Here is a 17,650-nt window from a genome sequence, read left to right on the forward strand (position 1 = left end):
ATGACACGGAAACTGGTCGTCATCGGGGCCGGCATGGCCTCGGGCCGGGCGCTGGAGCACCTGCTGGACGCAGCCCCCGGCGCATTCGAGATCACGCTGTTCAACGCCGAACCGCGTGGCAACTACAACCGCATCATGCTGTCGCCCGTGCTGTCGGGCGAGAAGAGCTTCGAGGAAATCGTCACCCATGACGACGACTGGTACGCCACCAACAAGGTGCGCTGCCGGTTCGGCGAGAAGGTCCTGAAGGTGGATCGCGACCGCAAGGTCGTCGTCGGTGAGAAGGGCGAAGTGCCCTATGACACGCTGATCTTCGGCACCGGGTCCTCGCCGTTCATCATCCCCTTGCCCGGGCACGACCTGCCCGGCGTGGTCGCCTATCGCGATCTCGAAGACACCAACGCAATGATCGAGGCTTCCGCCAGACCCGGCGCAAAGGCCGTGGTCATCGGTGGCGGTCTGCTGGGGCTTGAAGCGGCGGCGGGCCTGCGCCTGCGCGGGATGGAGGTGACAGTCCTGCACATCGCCTCCCACCTGATGGAACGTCAGCTCGACGCCTCTGCCGGCTACCTGCTGAAAAAGGACCTGGAAAAGCGTGGCATCAACGTGATCCTCGAAGCCTCCACGCAGGAGATCGAGGGCGACGGCAAGGTGGAACGGGTGAACCTCGCCGATGGCACCGTGCTGGAGGCCGATATCGTCGTCATGGCGGTGGGCATCCGCCCGGCGGTGACGCTGGCCAAGGACTCCGGCCTCGACTGCGGAAGGGCGATCAAGGTCGACGCGCAGATGCGCACCTCCGACCCGGACGTCTATGCCGTGGGCGAATGCGTGGAGTTCGAAGGCAACCTCTTCGGCCTCGTCGCACCGCTTTACGACCAGGCGAAGGTGCTGGCCGCAACGCTGACCGGCAACGACGCCACCTTCGCCATGAAGGAGCTGTCCACCAAGCTTAAGGTGACCGGCTGCGACCTCTTCAGCGCGGGCGATTTCGCCGAGGGCGAGGGCCGCGAAGACATCGTATACCGCGACCCGGCCCGGGGCATCTACAAGCGTCTGGTGATCGAGGGCGACCGTCTGATCGGCGCGGTGATGTACGGCGACACAGGCGACGCAAACTGGTTCTTCGGCTTGATCAAGGACGGCACCGACGTGTCGGACATGCGCGACTCGCTGATCTTCGGTCCGGCCTACCAGGGAGGCGGCTCCTCGGACCCTCTCTCAGCCGTTGCAGCCTTGCCGCTTGATGCGGAAATCTGTGGCTGCAACGGCGTTTGCAAGGGCACCATCGTCGACGCCATCGAAGGCGGCGCAACCGATGTGGGCGCCCTGCGCGCGGTGACGAAGGCATCGGCCTCCTGCGGGACATGCACCGGACTGGTGGAACAACTGCTTGAGGTCTCGCTGGGCGACGCCTTCGAGAAGCCCGCCGCGCAGCCGATCTGCACCTGCTGCGACCTCAGCCACGAGGACGTGCGGCGGCTGATCAAGAGCCAGGAACTGAAATCGCAGGAAGCGGTCTGGCAGGAACTGGGCTGGAAGACGGTCAACGGCTGCCACGTGTGCCGTCCGGCGGTGAACTTCTACCTGCTGGCGGACTGGCCGCTGGACTATCGCGACGATCCGCAGTCGCGCTTCGTCAACGAGCGTAACCACGCCAACATCCAGAAGGACGGCACCTATTCCGTCATGCCGCGGATGTGGGGCGGGATGACCACGCCGGAAGAACTGATCGCCATCGCCGAGGCTGCCAAGAAATACGACGCGGTGGTCAAGGTCACGGGCGGCCAGCGGATCGACCTGCTGGGCGTCAAGAAGGAGGACCTGCCCGCGATCTGGGCCGATCTGAACGACGCCGGCATGGTCTCGGGTCACGCCTACACGAAGGGCCTCAGGACGGTGAAGACCTGTGTCGGCTCGGACTGGTGCCGGTTCGGCACGCAGGATTCCACCGGGCTGGGCATCAAGCTGGAAAAGCGGCTCTGGGGGTCGTGGACACCGCACAAGGTCAAGCTGGGTGTCTCCGGCTGCCCGCGCAACTGCGCGGAGGCGACCTGCAAGGACGTGGGCATCATCTGCGTGGACAGCGGCTACCAGGTCGGCGTCGCGGGCGCGGCTGGCATGGACGTGAAAGAGACCGAACGGCTGGTCGACGTGACCTCCGAAGAGGCGGCGATCGAGTGGACCGTGGCCTTCGTCCAGCTCTACCGGGAGAACGCCAAGTACCTCGACCGGCCATACAAATGGGTCGCGAAGGTCGGGCTGGACTGGGTCAAGGAAGTCCTCTCCGACGCGGCGGAGCGCAAGGCGCTGGTCGAGCGCTTCGATCTATCCCAGTCGGTCTACCAGACCGATCCCTGGGCGGAACGCGCGGACCCGGAGGCGGCCCGGACCTTCCAGCCGCTGGCAGACCTGTCGCTGAAGGCGGCCGAATGAGGTGTGCGCTCCGGCCGTCGAGCCGGGGCGCCGGACTGGGATGACCCGGCTTGGCCGGGCGTGATGTGCCCGAGGGCACGCTGATCGAAAGGGGTCTGAACATGAGCTGGATCGATATCGGAGCGCTCGCGGACGTGCCGGTGCGCGGCGCGCGGCTGGTCAGGACGGCGGAAGGCTGCATCGCGGTCTTCCGCACCGACGAAACGACCGTCTTCGCGACGGCGGACGCCTGCCCGCACAAGGGCGGCCCGCTGTCGGAGGGCATCGTGCACGGCCAGAAGGTGACCTGCCCGCTGCACAACAGGGTCTTCGACCTGAACACAGGTGCGGCACAGGGGGCCGACAGCGAGCAGGTGGCAACCTACCCGCTGCGCGTCGAGGACGGCCGCATCCTGATGGACACCACCGCCCTCGCCCGGAGGACTGCCGCATGACGGCTGCCGCGCCTTTCCCGGAGGCCGAAGGCGTTGCCGCGGGTCAGGTGCGGTCCACCTGTCCCTATTGCGGTGTGGGCTGCGGCGTCCTGCTGTCGCCGGACGGCGCGGGCGGCGTCACGGTCAAGGGCGACCCGGACCACCCGGCCAACCTGGGGCGCTTGTGCTCAAAGGGATCGGCACTGGGCGAGACCGTGGGCCTCGGCCACCGGCTGATGAGGCCCCGGGTGAACGGTGCCGATGCCGGATGGGACGAGGCGCTCCAACTCGTCGCCGACAGGTTCCGCGAGACGGTTGAGGCGCACGGCCCAGACAGCGTGGCCTTCTATGTCTCCGGCCAGTTGCTGTCCGAGGACTATTACGTTGCCAACAAGCTGATGAAAGGCTTCATCGGCTCGGCGAATATCGACACGAATTCAAGGCTCTGCATGGCGTCGACCGTGGCCGGGCACAAGCGCGCCTTCGGCACCGACACGGTCCCTCAGACCTACGAAGATATCGAGGAGGCCGACCTCGTCGTGCTGGTCGGCTCCAACCTCGCGTGGTGTCACCCGGTGCTTTACCAGCGCCTGATCGCGGCGCGGAAGGCCAAGGGCACCCGGCTGATCGTCATCGACCCACGCCGCACGGCAAGCTGCGACGGCGCCGACCTGCACCTCAAGCTGGCGCCGGGCAGCGACGTGGCGCTGTTCAACCACCTCTTCGCCGCGCTCTACGAAAACGGCATGCTGGACGCGGCCTACCTGCCGAACACCACGGGCTTCAACGCCACCCTCGCCTCTGCCGCGTCGGACGATGTGTCGGTGACCGGGCTGGATCCGCGCGACATCGACCGCTTCTGCCGCATGTGGATGGGGACCGAGAAGGTCGTCACCATCTTCAGCCAGGGCGTGAACCAGTCGTCTTCGGGCACCGACAAGGTCAACGCCATCCTGAACTGCCACCTGGCCACCGGGCGGATCGGCAAGCCGGGCTGCGGTCCCCTGTCCGTGACGGGCCAGCCCAACGCCATGGGCGGCCGCGAGGTCGGCGGGCTTGCAAACATGCTGGCCTGCCATCTCGACCTGGAAAACTGCGACCACCGCGCCGCCGTCCGCGATTTCTGGGAGGCCCCGCAAGCGCCCGACACGCCCGGCCTGAAGGCCGTCGACATGTTCCGCGCCGTGGGCGACGGACGGATCAAGGCACTGTGGATCATCCATACCAACCCCGCCGTCTCCATGCCGGACGCCGACCGGGTCCGCGACGCCATCCGCGATTGCCCCTTCACCGTGGTCAGCGACATCACCGCCGAGACGGATACCGCGCGGCTCGCCGACGTGATCCTGCCCGCCACCGGCTGGGCAGAGAAGGACGGCACCGTCACCAATTCCGATCGCACGATCTCTCGTCAGCGCGCGGTTCTGCCTGCCCCGGGCGAGGCGCGCCCGGACTGGGCCATCCTTGCGGAGGTCGGGCAGCGTATGGGCTGGCATGCGGCGTTCGACTACGACAGCCCGCTCGAGATATTCCGTGAATACGCCACGCTCTCCGGGATCGCGGGCAGGTTCGGCAAGGACTTCGACATCTCCGGCCTGTCCGAGATGGACGCAGAGGGCTATGACCAGATGACCCCGGTGCGCTGGCCGGTCACCGCAAGCCGCGAGGGCGGACGCTTTTTTGCGGATGGCCGGTTCTTCCACGCCGATGGCCGCGCGCGGCTGGTGCCCGTCACATGGCGCGCGCCCGCCGCACGCACCGAACCGCGCTATCCCTTCCGGCTGAACACCGGGCGCGCGCGCGACCAGTGGCACACCATGACGCGCACGGCGCTCTCGCCCCGCCTCGCCGCCCACCTTGCGGAGCCGTTCCTTGAAATCCATCCCGACGATGCGGGAGACCTTGGTCTCGGCGCCGCCGATCTGGTGGAGGTCCAGAGCCCGCACGGCCGGGCCATTCTGCGCGCCCGGATCACCGACGCGGTCCTTCCCGGCCAGGTCTTCGCCCCGATGCACTGGACCGGTGAAACGGCGCCCGCCGCGCGCATCGACGCGGTGGTCGCCCCGGTCGTGGACCCGGTCTCCGGCCAGCCGGAAAGCAAGGCATCGGTGGTGAAGGTCACGCGGATGAAGGCCGCCTGGTACGCTTTCGCCGTCTCCACCCGGCCCTTCAACCCCGCATCGGCCTACTGGGCGCGGTCCGTCACGCGGGCCGGGCACCGGGCGGAGCTGGCTGGCCACACCGCGCCCGACGACTGGGAGGCCGAGGCGCGCCGCCTCTTCGGTCTGCCCGATGCCGAGGTCGCCGTCATGGCAGACCCGGGCCGCGGCACCGCGCGGCTGGCCTTCCGCGAAGGCGGCCGGCTGGTGGCGGCGATCTTCGTCTCGCCGGAGCCGGTCGCCGTGATGCGCGACTACGTGGCCACCCTCCCCGAGGTGCCCGACCTGAGCCTGCTCAGCGGGCGCGCCCCGGCGGACCGGCCCGACCCCGGGCCGATCCTCTGTTCGTGTTTCGACGTGGGCGTGAACACGATCCTGCGCGGGATCGAGGACCAGGGCCTGATGAGCGTCGATGCCATCGGCGCGGCCTTGCAGGCGGGCACGAACTGTGGCTCCTGTCGTCCGGAACTGGCCGCCCTCCTGGCGGCCGCAAGGTCGAAGGAAGCCGCCGAGTGAGCTTGTCCGAACACGTCAGGACATTGGGGCGCGGCCCCGGACGGTCCCGGTCCCTGACCGAGGGCGAGGCGTTCGATGCGATGTCCCTGATGCTGCAGGGCGCGGAACCGCAGGCCGTGGGTGCCTGCCTGATGCTGATGCGGATGAAGGGCGAGACGGCGGAGGAGATCGCAGGCTTTGCCCGTGCCGCGCAAGAGGCGCTGCCGCCCCTGCCCCACACCGATCTCGACTGGCCATCCTACGCCGCGGGCCGGACGCGCGGGCTGCCGTGGTTCCTGCTGTCGGCGAAACTTCTGGCCGCCTCGGGCCGCCGGGTGATGCTGCATGGCTGGAACGGCGCCGACGGCGCGGTGCGCGACGGGCTGGGGACGCTCGGGATCGCCGTGGCCCGCACACCGCAGGAGGCCGCCGCTGCACTGGATGCCGACGGCATCGTCTATCTGCCGCTCGAGGACCTGCACCCTGCCCTTCTCGCGCTTCTCGACCTGCGCCGCGTGTTCGGGTTGCGGTCCTGCGTGAACACGGTCTGCCGGATGCTCAACCCGGGCCGGGCCGGTGCCAGCGTTCAGGGTGTCTTCCATCCGCCCTACCGCCTGCTCCAGCAGGACGCGGCGGCCCTCATGGGTTGGCGGCAGATGACTGTCATCAAGGGCGGTGGCGGAGAGTTCGAACGCCACCCCGGCAAGGTCATCGAAGGCTTTGGCCTGCGCGACGGCCACCGCTGGGAGGAAGACCTGCCCGCGCTGGTCGACGACAGCCGCCGCCTCGCGGATCTGGACCTTCCGGCAAGCGCACTTCTGGATCTTTGGGACAACGACGAGGGGCCGGATTTTGCGCGGCAGATGGTGCTGGGCACCGCCGCGCTGGCACTCCGGACGCTGGGTGTCGATGACGCGGTCGATGCGCTCTGGTCCGACCGCCACACCCGCCCCGCCACGCCCCGCGGGACGGCTTAAGCCACACGCAATTAAGTCAAGGCCGACCTTACCTTAGGCGGTAAGCAAAGCGTTCTGGCGTGGATATGCCACTCGGGCTTGCCGTGGCACCGTGGAGCATAGATGAACGACACAAAGACTGACGATGGCCAGAACCGGCGCGCAATCTCGGCCAGGTGGACGACTCATTCTACCTGATCGGCGTGGGCGCGTCCGCCGGTGGCCTCGACGCCATCAAGCAGGTGATTTCGCAGGTCCCGGAAAACTTTCCGCACAGCTTCGTCATCGTCCAGCACATATCGCCGGACTACAAGTCGCTCATGACCGAGATACTCGGACGCACAACGGTGCTGCCCGTGCGCGAAGTCACCGACAACATGCCCGTCGAACGCGGCTGCATCTATCTGATCCCGCCACGGTCCAACATCGTCATCCAGGGCACTCGGGGTGACAGTAGCCCCCGGCTCGACGACGCGATCGAGGAATCGCAGGGCAACAAGGGCCTGCGATTCTCGCTCGTCGAACCCTCGCCGCGCCCGGCGCTGAACCTGCCCATCGACATCTTCTTTACCTCGCTGGCAGAGGCGGTGCGCGGGCGCGGCATCGCCATCGTGCTGTCGGGCACGGGGTTCGATGGCAGCCGGGGGATCCGCGCGGTCAAGGACAACGACGGCTTCGTCCTCGTGCAGGAACCGAAGACCGCCGGGTTCGACGGCATGCCCCGCACCGCCATCGCCACCGGGCTGGTCGACATGGTGCTGTCGCCCGACGACATGATCGAGGAGATGTCGCGCAACATCGAGATGCGCGACAAGGGGATCATCAGCGTCGGAGAAATGTTCTCGAAGGACACGGCGACCTACCACAAGATCGTCAAGCTGGTCAGCGACCAGGCCGAGATCGACTTCTCCCGCTACAAGGAGCCGACCCTGAAACGCCGCATTGCCCGGCGGTTGGCGCTGAAGGGACACGAAAGCCCGGAGGCCTACCTGGCAGAACTCAGGGACGACACCGCCGAGGTGAATGTCCTGTCTCGGGAATTCTTTGTCGGGGTCACGAACTTCTTCCGCGACCTGCCGGTCTGGCATGCCTTCCAAGAGAAGATCCTCGAAGACCTGTTCGCCAGCGGCAACACCGAGCAGCCGCTTCGGATCTGGTCCGTCGGGTGTTCGACCGGCGAAGAGGCCTATTCCGCCGCGATGATGCTGGAAGACTACCGGACGACCAACGGCATCGCGCGCGATTTCCGGGTCTACGCCACGGACGTGAACGAAGCGGCCATCGCCGCGGCGAAACGGGGCGTCTACTCCGAACAGATCCGCGAGGATATACCCGACGACCTCGTGCAGAAAGGCTACGTCGAATTCCAGTCCGGCGTGTTCCGCATCGTGCCCTCCATCCGCAACCGCGTCGTCTTTGCGGTGCACAACGTGGTCGAGGACCCGCCCTAACGCAGACCGACCTCATCATCTGCCGCAACCTGCTGATCTACCTCAGCCCGGACGTGCAGGCGAAGGTCATCACGCATTTTTCCTTCTCGCTCCGCAAGGAGGGCGTGCTGATGCTGGGCGCGGCAGAGTCGCCGGGGCAGCACGGGTCGATGTTCCAGCCGCTGATCGGCAAGATGCGCATCTTCCGCAACCGCCGCGTGGCAGAGAACCGGCGCGGCAAGGAACCGGCGGATTACGCGCTGACGACCTCCGTGCCGATGCCGCGCGTCCGCAGGCTCAGCTACTGCGACCAGACACCGGAGGAAGACCTGCAACGGCTTCTGACGGGGATGCTGGAAAGCAACGGCACAATGATCTGCGTCGTCGACGAGAACGCCCGGATGATCAAGACTTTCGGCGATGTCTCTCCGCTGCTGCATTTCCCGACCGGCGGATTCTCTGCCCACCTGCTCGACCTGATCGACGATCGGTTGCGCAGCGCGGTCATGCTGGCCATCCGCCGTGCGGAGGCAGAGGGCGTGTCCGAACGTCGGGACCTGCGGATGACCTCCTCCGACGAGACGCGTATCGTGGACCTCGTGGCGCGCAAGATCTCGTGGCAGGCACACACGGTCGCCTATGCCGTGCAGTTCAACCTGCGGACCGAAGAGCTGCCCAAGCACCCGCTGGCCGGTGTCGACAGCAGCGGGATGCCGCGCGATGCCTACGTCGCCCACCTCGAAAGCGAGGTGCGCTCGCTTCAGGATATGCTGAGCGCGACGGCGGAGGATCTTGGCGCCTCCAACGAGGCGCTTCAGACCACCAACGAGGAGCTGACCGACGCCAACGAAGAGCTGCAGGCCAACAACGAGGAAACGCAGTCGATCAACGAGGAGCTGCATACGGTCAACGCCGAACATGCAGAGCGGATTGCCGACCTCGAAGCCGCGAGTTCCGACATCGAGAACCTGCTGGCGACGGCGGACGTGGGGATCGTGGTGCTGTCGCACACCCTGCGCGTACGTCGCTACAGTGCGGGCCTCGCGCCCTTCATGGACCTCGGACCGCGCGATGTGGACCGGTCGCTCGACAAAGTCACCACGACGTTGACGCCGGACTCCATGACCCTGCTCGCCGACGATGCGCGCATCGCGCTTGAGACCAACGAGGAAAGCGGCCGCGAACTGCGCCGCAAGGACGGTGGCTGGGTGCGCGTGCGGACACGGCCGTTCTACGGACCGGAGGACACGCCGCGGGGCGTCGTCTGCTCGATGCAGGACGTCACCAGCCTGAAGCTCCTCGAACTCGAAGTGGCCGACCAGCGCGAGCGCATCGAGACCATGCTTGAAAGCGAGGTCGAAGGCGTCTTCGACTGGCAGACTGCACCCGGCCCCTGCTACCTGAGCCCGCGGTTCCGCGCGATGCTGGGCTACGGTGAGACCGAGGTGCCTGACCGGCTGGATGCCTGGCTCGACCTCGTGCACCGGGATGATCTGGCCGCTGCCCGCGCAACGATTGAAACCCACCTCATGTCCCGCACCCGCGAAGCGCCGCTGAGCATCGACATGCGCTGCCGCCGCAAGGACGGGTCCTACGCGTTTGTCCAGGTCAGGGGCCGGGTGATGGACTGGTCGGACCGCGCCCGTCCCGCGCGTGTCATGGGGGTGATTGCCGACATTTCCGAACTGCGCGCCCGCGAGGACAGTGTCAAACGTCAGGACGAGGGCATCCGCCGGTTCGTCCGCGTGGCGACGCTGGAATGGAACGCCCTGCTCGATGCGCTGCGGCAGGTCATCGGCACACTGGACGAGACGAAGGACAGCGCCGCGCTCGAGCGCCTGAAACGCCTGTCCGGTCTCATGGAACGCCGCACGCAGGCGACGCTCGAGTTCTGGAACGTCGAGCCGGGCGACCTGACCATCGAAAGGCAGGACCTCACCACCCTCGCCCATACGGCAGCAGCCGCGTTGGAAACGGAAATCGAGGGCACGGAACTGACACTCGACATCGGCACCCTGCCCGCCGCGGAAGACAGCCGCGCGCTGCTGACGGAGATGTTCGAAACCCTGCCGCGCATTGCCCTGGACGCAGGCGCGACGTCCAAGCCGGCGAAGATCCGGCTGTCCGAGGCGAAGGCCCCCGATGGCGGCGGGGCCGTTGCGATCCAGATGCGCTGCCCCGCCCACGATGTCATGCCCGAAAGCGTCGGAGCTTCAGGACGGGCCAGCGGCGCCTCTGCCAGAACCTCCGCCACCGACTTCGGGCTGGAGTTCTGCAAGCGCGTGGCTGCCTGCACGGCGGGGTGCTGTCGGTCAGCTACCCGGGCCCGGCGGATATGGTTGTGACGGTTTCTCTGAACGCGGATCAGGCTTTCTGAATCGCGGTGGGCAGGACGCGCGACAGCATTAGGGAGGTGCTTTGAGAGATGTCCAATGCATTCGGATCCGTGCGCCTCTTGGTCGTGGATGACTTTCCCGAGGATCGCGAACTGATCGCCGATCTCGCCCGGACCATCGGCATCGAAACCGTGTGGAGGCGGACGGGTCAGAGGGCGCACTCAAGGAGATCCGCAAGGCCGCGGTCGACTGCGTGATGGTCGATCACCGGCTGGACGGCGAGGACGGCCTCGACCTCGTGGATGAGATCCACAAGCACTGGCTCACCCTGCCGATCATCGTTCTGTCTGGACAGGGCAACGAAAAGGTCGCGGCGGCGGCGCTCAGGGGCGGGGCACTGCGCTACATGCCAAAGCGCGGCATGGATGCGGGTGCCCTGAAATCCGCCGTCGATAACGCGATGCGGTGGGCACGACACTTCAAAGCGCACCCGTCGTCCTGACGGCTCGGATCAGGCAGGATGCGGCGCGCACACCGGACATTGACTTGGGACAGGGCGGGAACATGACGGCAGGCCGGACCGACGCGGGCAAAGATGCCCCTGCCGCCAGCGCCGTCGATCCGGGGAAGAACGCGCCATTCTTCCTGATCGCCGTTGGCGCCTCGGGACGGCAGCCCGACGCCCTCATCCGCCTGCTCGCCTCCGCGCCCCCCGGTTTCGGCCACAGCTTCGTCATCGCGACGAGTGATAACGGGCCCGACGCGGCCAAGCTGCCGGATACGCTGGGCGCCCGCTGCAATCTGCCTGTCCTGCCGATCGAGACCGGGATGATGGTGGAAAGCGGTCGCGTCTTCGTCTGTCCGCGCGGTAAAGCGGTGCGCGTCATGACGGACACCGCCGGTGCGGGCGGCCGCCCGGATTTCCGGTTCGAAATCCGGGACGGCAAACAGAAGCCAGACCCCAACAGTCCGCTCGATACGCTTCTGAGCAGCGTCGCCGCCACCTTTGGCGAATTCGCCGTGGGCATCCTGCTGTCCGGTATAGGCACCGACGGCAGCCTCGGCCTGCGCGAGATCAAGCGCCGCGATGGCTTCGTCATGCTGGAGGAAGACAGCGGCACAGCGGAATTCACCCCAAAGACGTGGATGCTGAGCGGCCTCGACGACCGGATCGGCCGGCCCGAGAAGATGGTCGATGCACTGGCGCAGGTCATCGCCCTGCGCGGCACCTTCGTCGACGAGGCCAGCGTCCTGCTGCACCCTTACCGCGAGTCGTTCGAGACGCTCCTGCAGTTCGTGACGGGCACGTCACGATCGACTTCATGCGGTTCAAGCGGCCCGCCCTCCAGCGGCGCATCCTGCGTCGCATGGCGCTGTGCAAGTGCGAGACCCTGCCCGATTACATCACCTACATCTCTCGCAGCTGGGAAGAGGTCGCCATACTCCAGAACGAGTTCCTTGTCGGCGTCACCAGCTTCTTCCGCGACCCCGATGCATGGGAGGCGCTGGAGGAGGTCGTCCTGCCGCAGCTTTTCCGGGACGGTGCCAGCGGCGGGCGCCAGGTGAAGATCTGGTGCGCGGCCTGTTCGACCGGCGAGGAGGCCTACAGGCTCGCCCTTGCGTGTCACGACTTCCGCATGCGCCACGGGCTGGAACACGATTTCCGCATTTATGCGACCGACCTCAAGACCGCCTCGCTGGAAGAGGCCAAGCGCGGTATCTATCCCAACGCGGCGCTGTCCGAGATTCCGCCGCGCTACTTGCGCCCCGAACTCCTGATCGCCAAGGGCAGCACCTTCGAGATCGACCCGCTGCTGCGGCGGCAGCTGGTGTTCTCGCGTCATGACATGGTCAAGGATCAGCCCTTCCCGCAATGCGACCTGATCGTCTGCCGCAACGCGCTGGTCTACTACAACCAGGAGACCCAGAAACTGCTGCTGGACCGGTTCTCCGGCGCCCTTCGTCCCGGCGGCGTGCTGTTCCTCGGTGCGCCAGAAGTGAGCACGGCGCATGCCTCGGCCTTCCGTCCCATGCGCGGGACCAGCCGTTTCCTTGAGAACACGCGCGAGGAACGGGTGGACGAAACCGAAAGTGCCGTCCTGTTGCCCCACTCGGTGCGGGAAAAGCCGATGCAGGGGCCGCGGCTGTCCCTGACGCGTCAGGACGGTGTCGCGTCGCTGGTCATGGCCGAGATGCCGGACATCCTGCGCCACCTCGGCGCGGCGGTGTTTGTCCTGAACGAAGAGGACGAGATCCAGCGGACCTTCGGCGATTACGAGCGGTTCATCGAAGTGCCCCGCTCCCGCACGTTCACGTCGAACCTGCTCGACCTGCTGCCCGATCCGCTTTCGGTCAACGTGGCGCTTCTGATGCGCAAGGCGGCGGCGGGAAAGGCCAGGATGCCGGGCATGGACCCGGGCAAACACTTGCCCTCCCGGCAGGTCGAAGGCCTGTGCCACATCACAAGTTCTTCCGACGATCAGACAACCTACATCATCACGCTCAACGACCTTCGCACCGGTCCTGCACATTCGCTTTCCGGCCTGGACGCGGATGCTTCAACGGGCGGTCACGACACCATGGACGATGTGCTCCTGAAGGCAGAGATCGCGTCGCTGCACGACAAGCTGGCCGAGACGGTCCAGGATCTTCAGGACATCTACGCCGAACGGCAGGTGATGGAGGCCCGGTTGCTGGTCGCCGAGACCGAGCTGGCCGAGCACCGGAAGCTCTGCGCAGCCTGTCCAGAACGTGCGAAAACTGCCCACCATATCCACGTATTCGTCGAAATTGCGCGGCTTGCGGATGTAGGCGTTCGCCCCGGCGGTGTAGCTTTCGATCAAGTCGCTCTGGTTCGAGGAACTCGACAGGATGACCACGGGGATACGGCGCAGACGGGAATCGTGGCGCATGGTCTTCAGCAGGTCGAAGCCGGACAACCCGGGCAGGCGAAGATCGAGGATAATCAGGACCCTGTCCTCGCGCGATATTTCGGTCCTGTCGCGCAAACGGTCCAGTGCGTGCTCTGCCTCGGGACCGGTGGTGCAGCGTTCGATGTCCAGCCCCGGGGCGCCGTCCTCCTCGAAGGCAAACTTCAGCGCCTCGAAGTCGTCGTCGTTGTCCTCGATCACGATCACATTCGGTGTACGTTTCATGATCTCCCCGCTTTCGTCCCGGCAGACGCTACGGTGCCATCGGCCTGCACTTTGTCCGACAGGGGCAGAATGAAGATAAACATCGTGCCCTGACCGACCGCGCTGTCGAAGTCTATCTCGCCTCTGCATCCTTCTACGATGCGCTTGACGAAGGTCAGCCCCACACCCGACCCGGGGCCGTGGTCCCTGCCCGTCTTGATCCGTCTGAAGGCGGTCCAGATGGCTTTACGGTCACCCTCTGCCACGCCGATACCATTGTCCGCGACGTAGAACCGGCCGTGGCGGCCGCCGGTCACCGGTCGCCGGGCCGAGAAAGCCGACGTGCACTTCGGGTCGGCTGGAATCGTTGTGCTTCAACCCGTTCGCGATGAGGTTCATGAAAAGGCTGCGGAGACGGCCGAAATCCACGCTGACCGGCGGCAGCCCGGTATCAAGCACGATGACGCCCTGCCGGTTCGTGTCTGCCGAAATAAGGTCGTGCCCGATCTGCTTCACCACAGCGGCGGGATCGTTGATCACGTCATCCTGATCGGAGGACCGGCCAAGCCGCGCGAACTCCAGAAGGGAATCCATCAGCATCTGCTCGCGTTCGCACATCTCGACAATGCGCAGCACCCGCGCCCGCGCCGTTTCCGGCAGCTCTTCCTTGCGCAGCAGGAAGCCGGCATTGATTGCGATGCCCCGCAACGGCTCCCGAAGGTCGTGGGACGCGATGTCGGCGAAGTTGTCCAACTCGACGTTCGACCGCTTCAGATCTGCGATCAGGCGGTCGCGCTCCGCGTTGAACTCCGCCTCCCGCCGGTGCTGCTCGGTCACGTCGCGGCGCAGGATCACCTGGCGGCCATAGTCCAGCCGGTACAAGGCGCGGCGGATAACGGACCCGTCCGTGAAAGTCACATCGCGGATGTCGGGTTCACCGGCGGCAATCGCATCGGGCGGCGTCACCACATCCTCATGCGCGATGAAGGGCGTGATGCGCCGGGTGGCGTCGTCCAGCGTGTCGCCGGTCGATACGGTCTGACCGAAATGCCTGAACAGGTCCCCGAAGGCGGAATTGAAGAAGACGAATCGACCGGCGGGATCGACGATCCCGAGGTGCAATCCGATCGTGTCGAACATCCTGCTGAGCCTTTGCTGCTCGGCGCGTTCGCGTGATCGGTACAACTGCGCAATTGCAAATCTGGCGATCACGAAGATTGCGGCAGACATCTGCAGCTGGAGACGAAGCCTGAGGAAGGCGGACGTCTGTTCTTCTAACTCACGGTCGATCTGTTCGCTGAACGCAAAGACGTCCCGTGCGGCGGCATCGTCCGGCACGCGCAGACGGGCATCCAGTTCCCGAGCAGTCAGCCCCTCCCCCGACAGCGCGCGGGCGCGTTTCAGCATGGCGGTGTATGTGTCGAGCGTCGCATGCAGCTCTCTCAGACTGGCATCCAAGCCGTTGGCGGCGATAAGGGTCTCCAGCTCTTCCAACGCCGCCAGGGCCCGCACCATATCTTCCTGCGCGGCCGTGAAATAACGGGTTTCCTGTGGACGCAGCACGTAATTCTTGAAGTTATGAATAAAGCCGACATAGCCGATCGCGCGTTCGAGCCGCAGCGTGGCGCTGACAACATCGCCGGCTCTCGACTCGATCATCGAGGCCTCCCGCCCGGCCCACAGGATGACGCTCAGCAAGGCGGTCAGGGCGATGACGGGCAGCAGATAGGTCTGGCGCCAGGATTTCGCTTGTCTTGCGCCCTTGACCGCGCGGTCCCAGCCTACCAGCGTCGCCATACGTTGCCAGCAGCTTCCCGGCGTATGAATCCGAGCTGACCAAGCGGTGTGCGGTTTCTGGCCTGAACCACAAGATATACGCAGGAAGCTTGCGGATTCATTAACATTTCATTAATGTTGGACGGTATGACTATCGCTCGCGGGGGTGAGATGCGCGGTCTGACGTTTGAAATCGAACGCGCCCGGAAGACAGGTTCCGAGGAGTTTCCCGTTTCACTCGCAATCTACCTGGAAACCGATGGCACGATCCGTTGGGTTGGTCCGGATGTACGTGACCATCTCGGCATGGATGCGGCTGCCGATCCTGCCGGAGAATCTTTCCTGTCCTGGTGGGCGGAACCGGATGCGCGTGGCGTGGCCGACGCGCTCAACAGAGTGCGCAGGGACGGCAAGGCCACGTTCGAGGCCATGATGAACCCCGACATCGTGTCCGGACGTACCTGGAGCGTTCAGCTTGGCGCCATGCATGCCGACAGCGGCACCGCGAGCATTCTGGCCGTGCTGGTGGATATCACGCGGAAAGTGGAGCGCATTTCAGACCTTGAAGACGAACTGAAGCGCGCGCAGGCCACCAACGCGCAACTTGTCCGCCGGCTTGAAACCAAGCGCGAACGCATCCGCGTCCTAGAAAAGCGCAACAGCCAGAGCGACAAGCTGCAGACCATGGGAGCCTTTGTCGCCTCGGTCGTGCACGACATGAACAACGTCCTTTCGGTGATGAAGTCCGCGCAGCGTATCGTCACACGCAAGCTGAAGGACAGCGTGGAAGCCGACCTCTTCACCGAAGTGGACGCCTCCATCGATCGCGGCCAGTCGCTCCTGCGGCAGTTGCTCGATTTCTCCCGTACCGACGATCTGCATGCCGAGCTGTCGGACCCGGCGGCGATGCTGGACCGCGACAAGGGTCTGATCCAGCAGCTGATCGGCCGCTCTGCCCTGCGCATGGACCTGCCGGAAGAGCGCTGGCAGATCTTCTGCGAACCGGGCCGCTTTGCTGCGGTGATCTTCAACATCGTCTCGAACGCGCATGACGCCATCACGGAAAGCGGACGGCCCGGCACGGTGACCGTAGCGCTGCGGAACGTCCCCCGAGCGGAATGCCCCGAGGGTGTCTTTGCCCGCGATTACGTCTGCCTGTCGATCATCGACACTGGCGCCGGCATGTCGCCCGAGGTCCTCAACCGAATGGGTGAACCGTTCTTCACCACCAAACCGAAGGGCAAGGGCACCGGCATCGGCATCCGGTCCGCGTATGACCTTGCGCGCCGCTGCGGCGGCAAGCTGGAGATCGACAGCACGCCCGGCGCGGGCACGGAAATCCGCATCTACATGGCCCGCGCCGAACTGCGGGGCGAGGTCATCGGCCCCGAGGGCGGCATCGAAGACCGGACGCTGCATGGCGATGCGCGCGTGCTGATCCTGGCCAACCCTGAGAACCTCGGGCCCGGTCTGCAGAACCTGCTGAACGGCCTTGGTTACGAAACTGCCTTGGCCAGCGACATCGTCGAGGCACGGGAACTGGTGAGCGACGAGCTGATTTACGACCTGCTCGTCGTCGATCTCGATCACGTGGCGGATGTGGCGCCTTCGGTGCTGGAAACGCTCTGCGAGTATATTCCCGGAGCCAAGTGCATCCGGATTTCCTCGGCCGCGTCGACGCCGGAAACACCGGTACATCTGAACAAGCCGATCTCCGAACACGGCCTGGCGACCACGATGCTGGACCAGCTTGACCGGCTGCCAGGGGCATCCCTGACCGAGCATTCACTGCGCCAATCGCAGCGGATACGCGAACGCCTGCCCTCCGCCGAGTTCCGCAAGGTGTTCGACATCTGGCACGAAAAGGCACGGCTCGGGCGCTATCTGCCCGACGGATCGCTGGTGAACGACCTGCAGATCCAGATGCCCCGGAATGCCTGCCTGATCTCCTGCGACCTCAATCCAGAGACCGGGAAACATCAATTCCGTTTCGTCTGGGCGGGCTCGGCCCTTGAGGCGCAGCTTGGCAGCGACGACGCCACCGGTGCCGTGATGACGGATGCGCATGAGCGGCTGATCGGCCCCATGGCCCAGATCTATCGGCGCTGCCAGCGCGGCACCGCGCACTACGCCAGCGCCCGCGTCCTGAACCTGTCGGATCAGCCGGTCAATGTCGAGCGCCTGCTCCTGCCTCTGGCCGAAGGTGGTGAACGTGTCACGCATCTGTTCGGTCTGCTGCATTTCCACGAAACCGCAGACTGAGACACCGGACGTGTGTTAACCGCCGGGCAGCATTTCTGCCTTTTCGGGAACCGACTTGCGGGCAAAAACGACAAAAGCCGCCTTGCGGCGGCTTTTACGTTACTGATCATCGAATATAGATTTGTTGGTTTTTGCTAGGTTTGGCGGTGACCTACTCTCCCACGTCTTGAGACGCAGTACCATTGGCGCGGTGGCACTTAACGGCCGGGTTCGGAATGGAGCCGGGTGTTTTGCTCACGCTATGACCACCAAA

Annotated in this window: 12 protein-coding genes, 1 rRNA gene and 1 pseudogene; 10 read left to right on the forward strand and 4 right to left on the reverse strand. The window is 65.6% G+C overall.

What is annotated here, in order from left to right; all coding sequences use genetic code 11:
• The 9 genes and pseudogenes from nirB to ACU0DV_RS15220 form a co-directional block, all read left to right on the forward strand.
• Nucleotides 1–2,436, forward strand: a complete 2,436-nt coding sequence (gene nirB / locus ACU0DV_RS15180; RefSeq protein WP_446242549.1) for a nitrite reductase large subunit NirB — start codon at nt 1–3, stop codon at nt 2,434–2,436.
• A gap of 101 nt (nt 2,437–2,537) precedes the next feature.
• Nucleotides 2,538–2,870, forward strand: coding sequence for a nitrite reductase small subunit NirD (gene nirD / locus ACU0DV_RS15185; RefSeq protein WP_100931018.1), 333 nt, complete (start codon nt 2,538–2,540; stop codon nt 2,868–2,870).
• Nucleotides 2,867–5,524, forward strand: coding sequence for a molybdopterin-dependent oxidoreductase (locus ACU0DV_RS15190; RefSeq protein ID WP_446242550.1), 2,658 nt, complete (start codon nt 2,867–2,869; stop codon nt 5,522–5,524). The genes nirD and ACU0DV_RS15190 overlap by 4 nt, the downstream gene beginning before the upstream one ends.
• Nucleotides 5,521–6,480, forward strand: coding sequence for a glycosyl transferase family protein (locus ACU0DV_RS15195; protein WP_446242551.1), 960 nt, complete (start codon nt 5,521–5,523; stop codon nt 6,478–6,480). The genes ACU0DV_RS15190 and ACU0DV_RS15195 overlap by 4 nt, the downstream gene beginning before the upstream one ends.
• Nucleotides 6,481–6,635: 155 nt before the next feature.
• Nucleotides 6,636–7,910 carry a chemotaxis protein CheB gene (locus ACU0DV_RS15200; RefSeq protein ID WP_446242552.1) on the forward strand — a complete coding sequence of 425 codons (1,275 nt, stop codon included), beginning with the start codon at nt 6,636–6,638 and terminating at the stop codon, nt 7,908–7,910.
• Nucleotides 7,911–7,945: 35 nt separating this feature from the next.
• Nucleotides 7,946–10,234, forward strand: coding sequence for a PAS domain-containing protein (locus tag ACU0DV_RS15205; RefSeq protein ID WP_446242559.1), 2,289 nt, complete (start codon nt 7,946–7,948; stop codon nt 10,232–10,234).
• 184 nt (nt 10,235–10,418) lie between these two features.
• Nucleotides 10,419–10,727 (forward strand): response regulator, encoded by a 309-nt coding sequence (locus tag ACU0DV_RS15210; protein ID WP_446242553.1) that lies wholly within the window; start codon nt 10,419–10,421, stop codon nt 10,725–10,727.
• Between the two features lie 62 nt (nt 10,728–10,789).
• A complete protein-coding gene (locus ACU0DV_RS15215; RefSeq protein ID WP_446242554.1) occupies nt 10,790–11,791 on the forward strand; it encodes a chemotaxis protein CheB in 1,002 nt (333 codons plus the stop codon).
• Nucleotides 11,746–12,210 (forward strand): annotated as a pseudogene (locus tag ACU0DV_RS15220) (CheR family methyltransferase); the annotation flags it as partial. The gene ACU0DV_RS15215 and the pseudogene ACU0DV_RS15220, both read left to right, overlap by 46 nt.
• A 573-nt stretch (nt 12,211–12,783) precedes the next feature.
• Here the strand turns inward: ACU0DV_RS15220 and ACU0DV_RS15225 are convergent.
• The 3 genes from ACU0DV_RS15225 to ACU0DV_RS15235 are packed head-to-tail and all read right to left on the reverse strand — an operon-like array spanning nt 12,784 to nt 15,156.
• A complete protein-coding gene (locus ACU0DV_RS15225) occupies nt 12,784–13,380 on the reverse strand; it encodes a response regulator (protein ID WP_157815028.1) in 597 nt (198 codons plus the stop codon).
• On the reverse strand, nt 13,377–13,676 hold the full coding sequence (locus tag ACU0DV_RS15230; RefSeq protein WP_446242555.1) for a sensor histidine kinase: 300 nt from the start codon (nt 13,674–13,676) through the stop codon (nt 13,377–13,379). Before ACU0DV_RS15230 ends, ACU0DV_RS15225 begins: the two co-directional genes overlap by 4 nt.
• Nucleotides 13,612–15,156: a sensor histidine kinase gene (locus ACU0DV_RS15235; protein WP_446242556.1), complete on the reverse strand. Its 1,545-nt coding sequence runs from the start codon at nt 15,154–15,156 to the stop codon at nt 13,612–13,614. Before ACU0DV_RS15235 ends, ACU0DV_RS15230 begins: the two co-directional genes overlap by 65 nt.
• A 150-nt stretch (nt 15,157–15,306) precedes the next feature.
• Here ACU0DV_RS15235 and ACU0DV_RS15240 point away from each other — a divergent pair, with 150 nt between their 5' ends.
• Nucleotides 15,307–17,397 carry an ATP-binding protein gene (locus tag ACU0DV_RS15240; RefSeq protein ID WP_446242557.1) on the forward strand — a complete coding sequence of 697 codons (2,091 nt, stop codon included), beginning with the start codon at nt 15,307–15,309 and terminating at the stop codon, nt 17,395–17,397.
• Between the two features lie 138 nt (nt 17,398–17,535).
• On the opposite strand, the gene rrf is transcribed toward ACU0DV_RS15240, so the two are convergent.
• A 5S ribosomal RNA gene (rrf, locus tag ACU0DV_RS15245) occupies nt 17,536–17,650 on the reverse strand.

Source organism: Sagittula sp. (assembly GCF_052825245.1).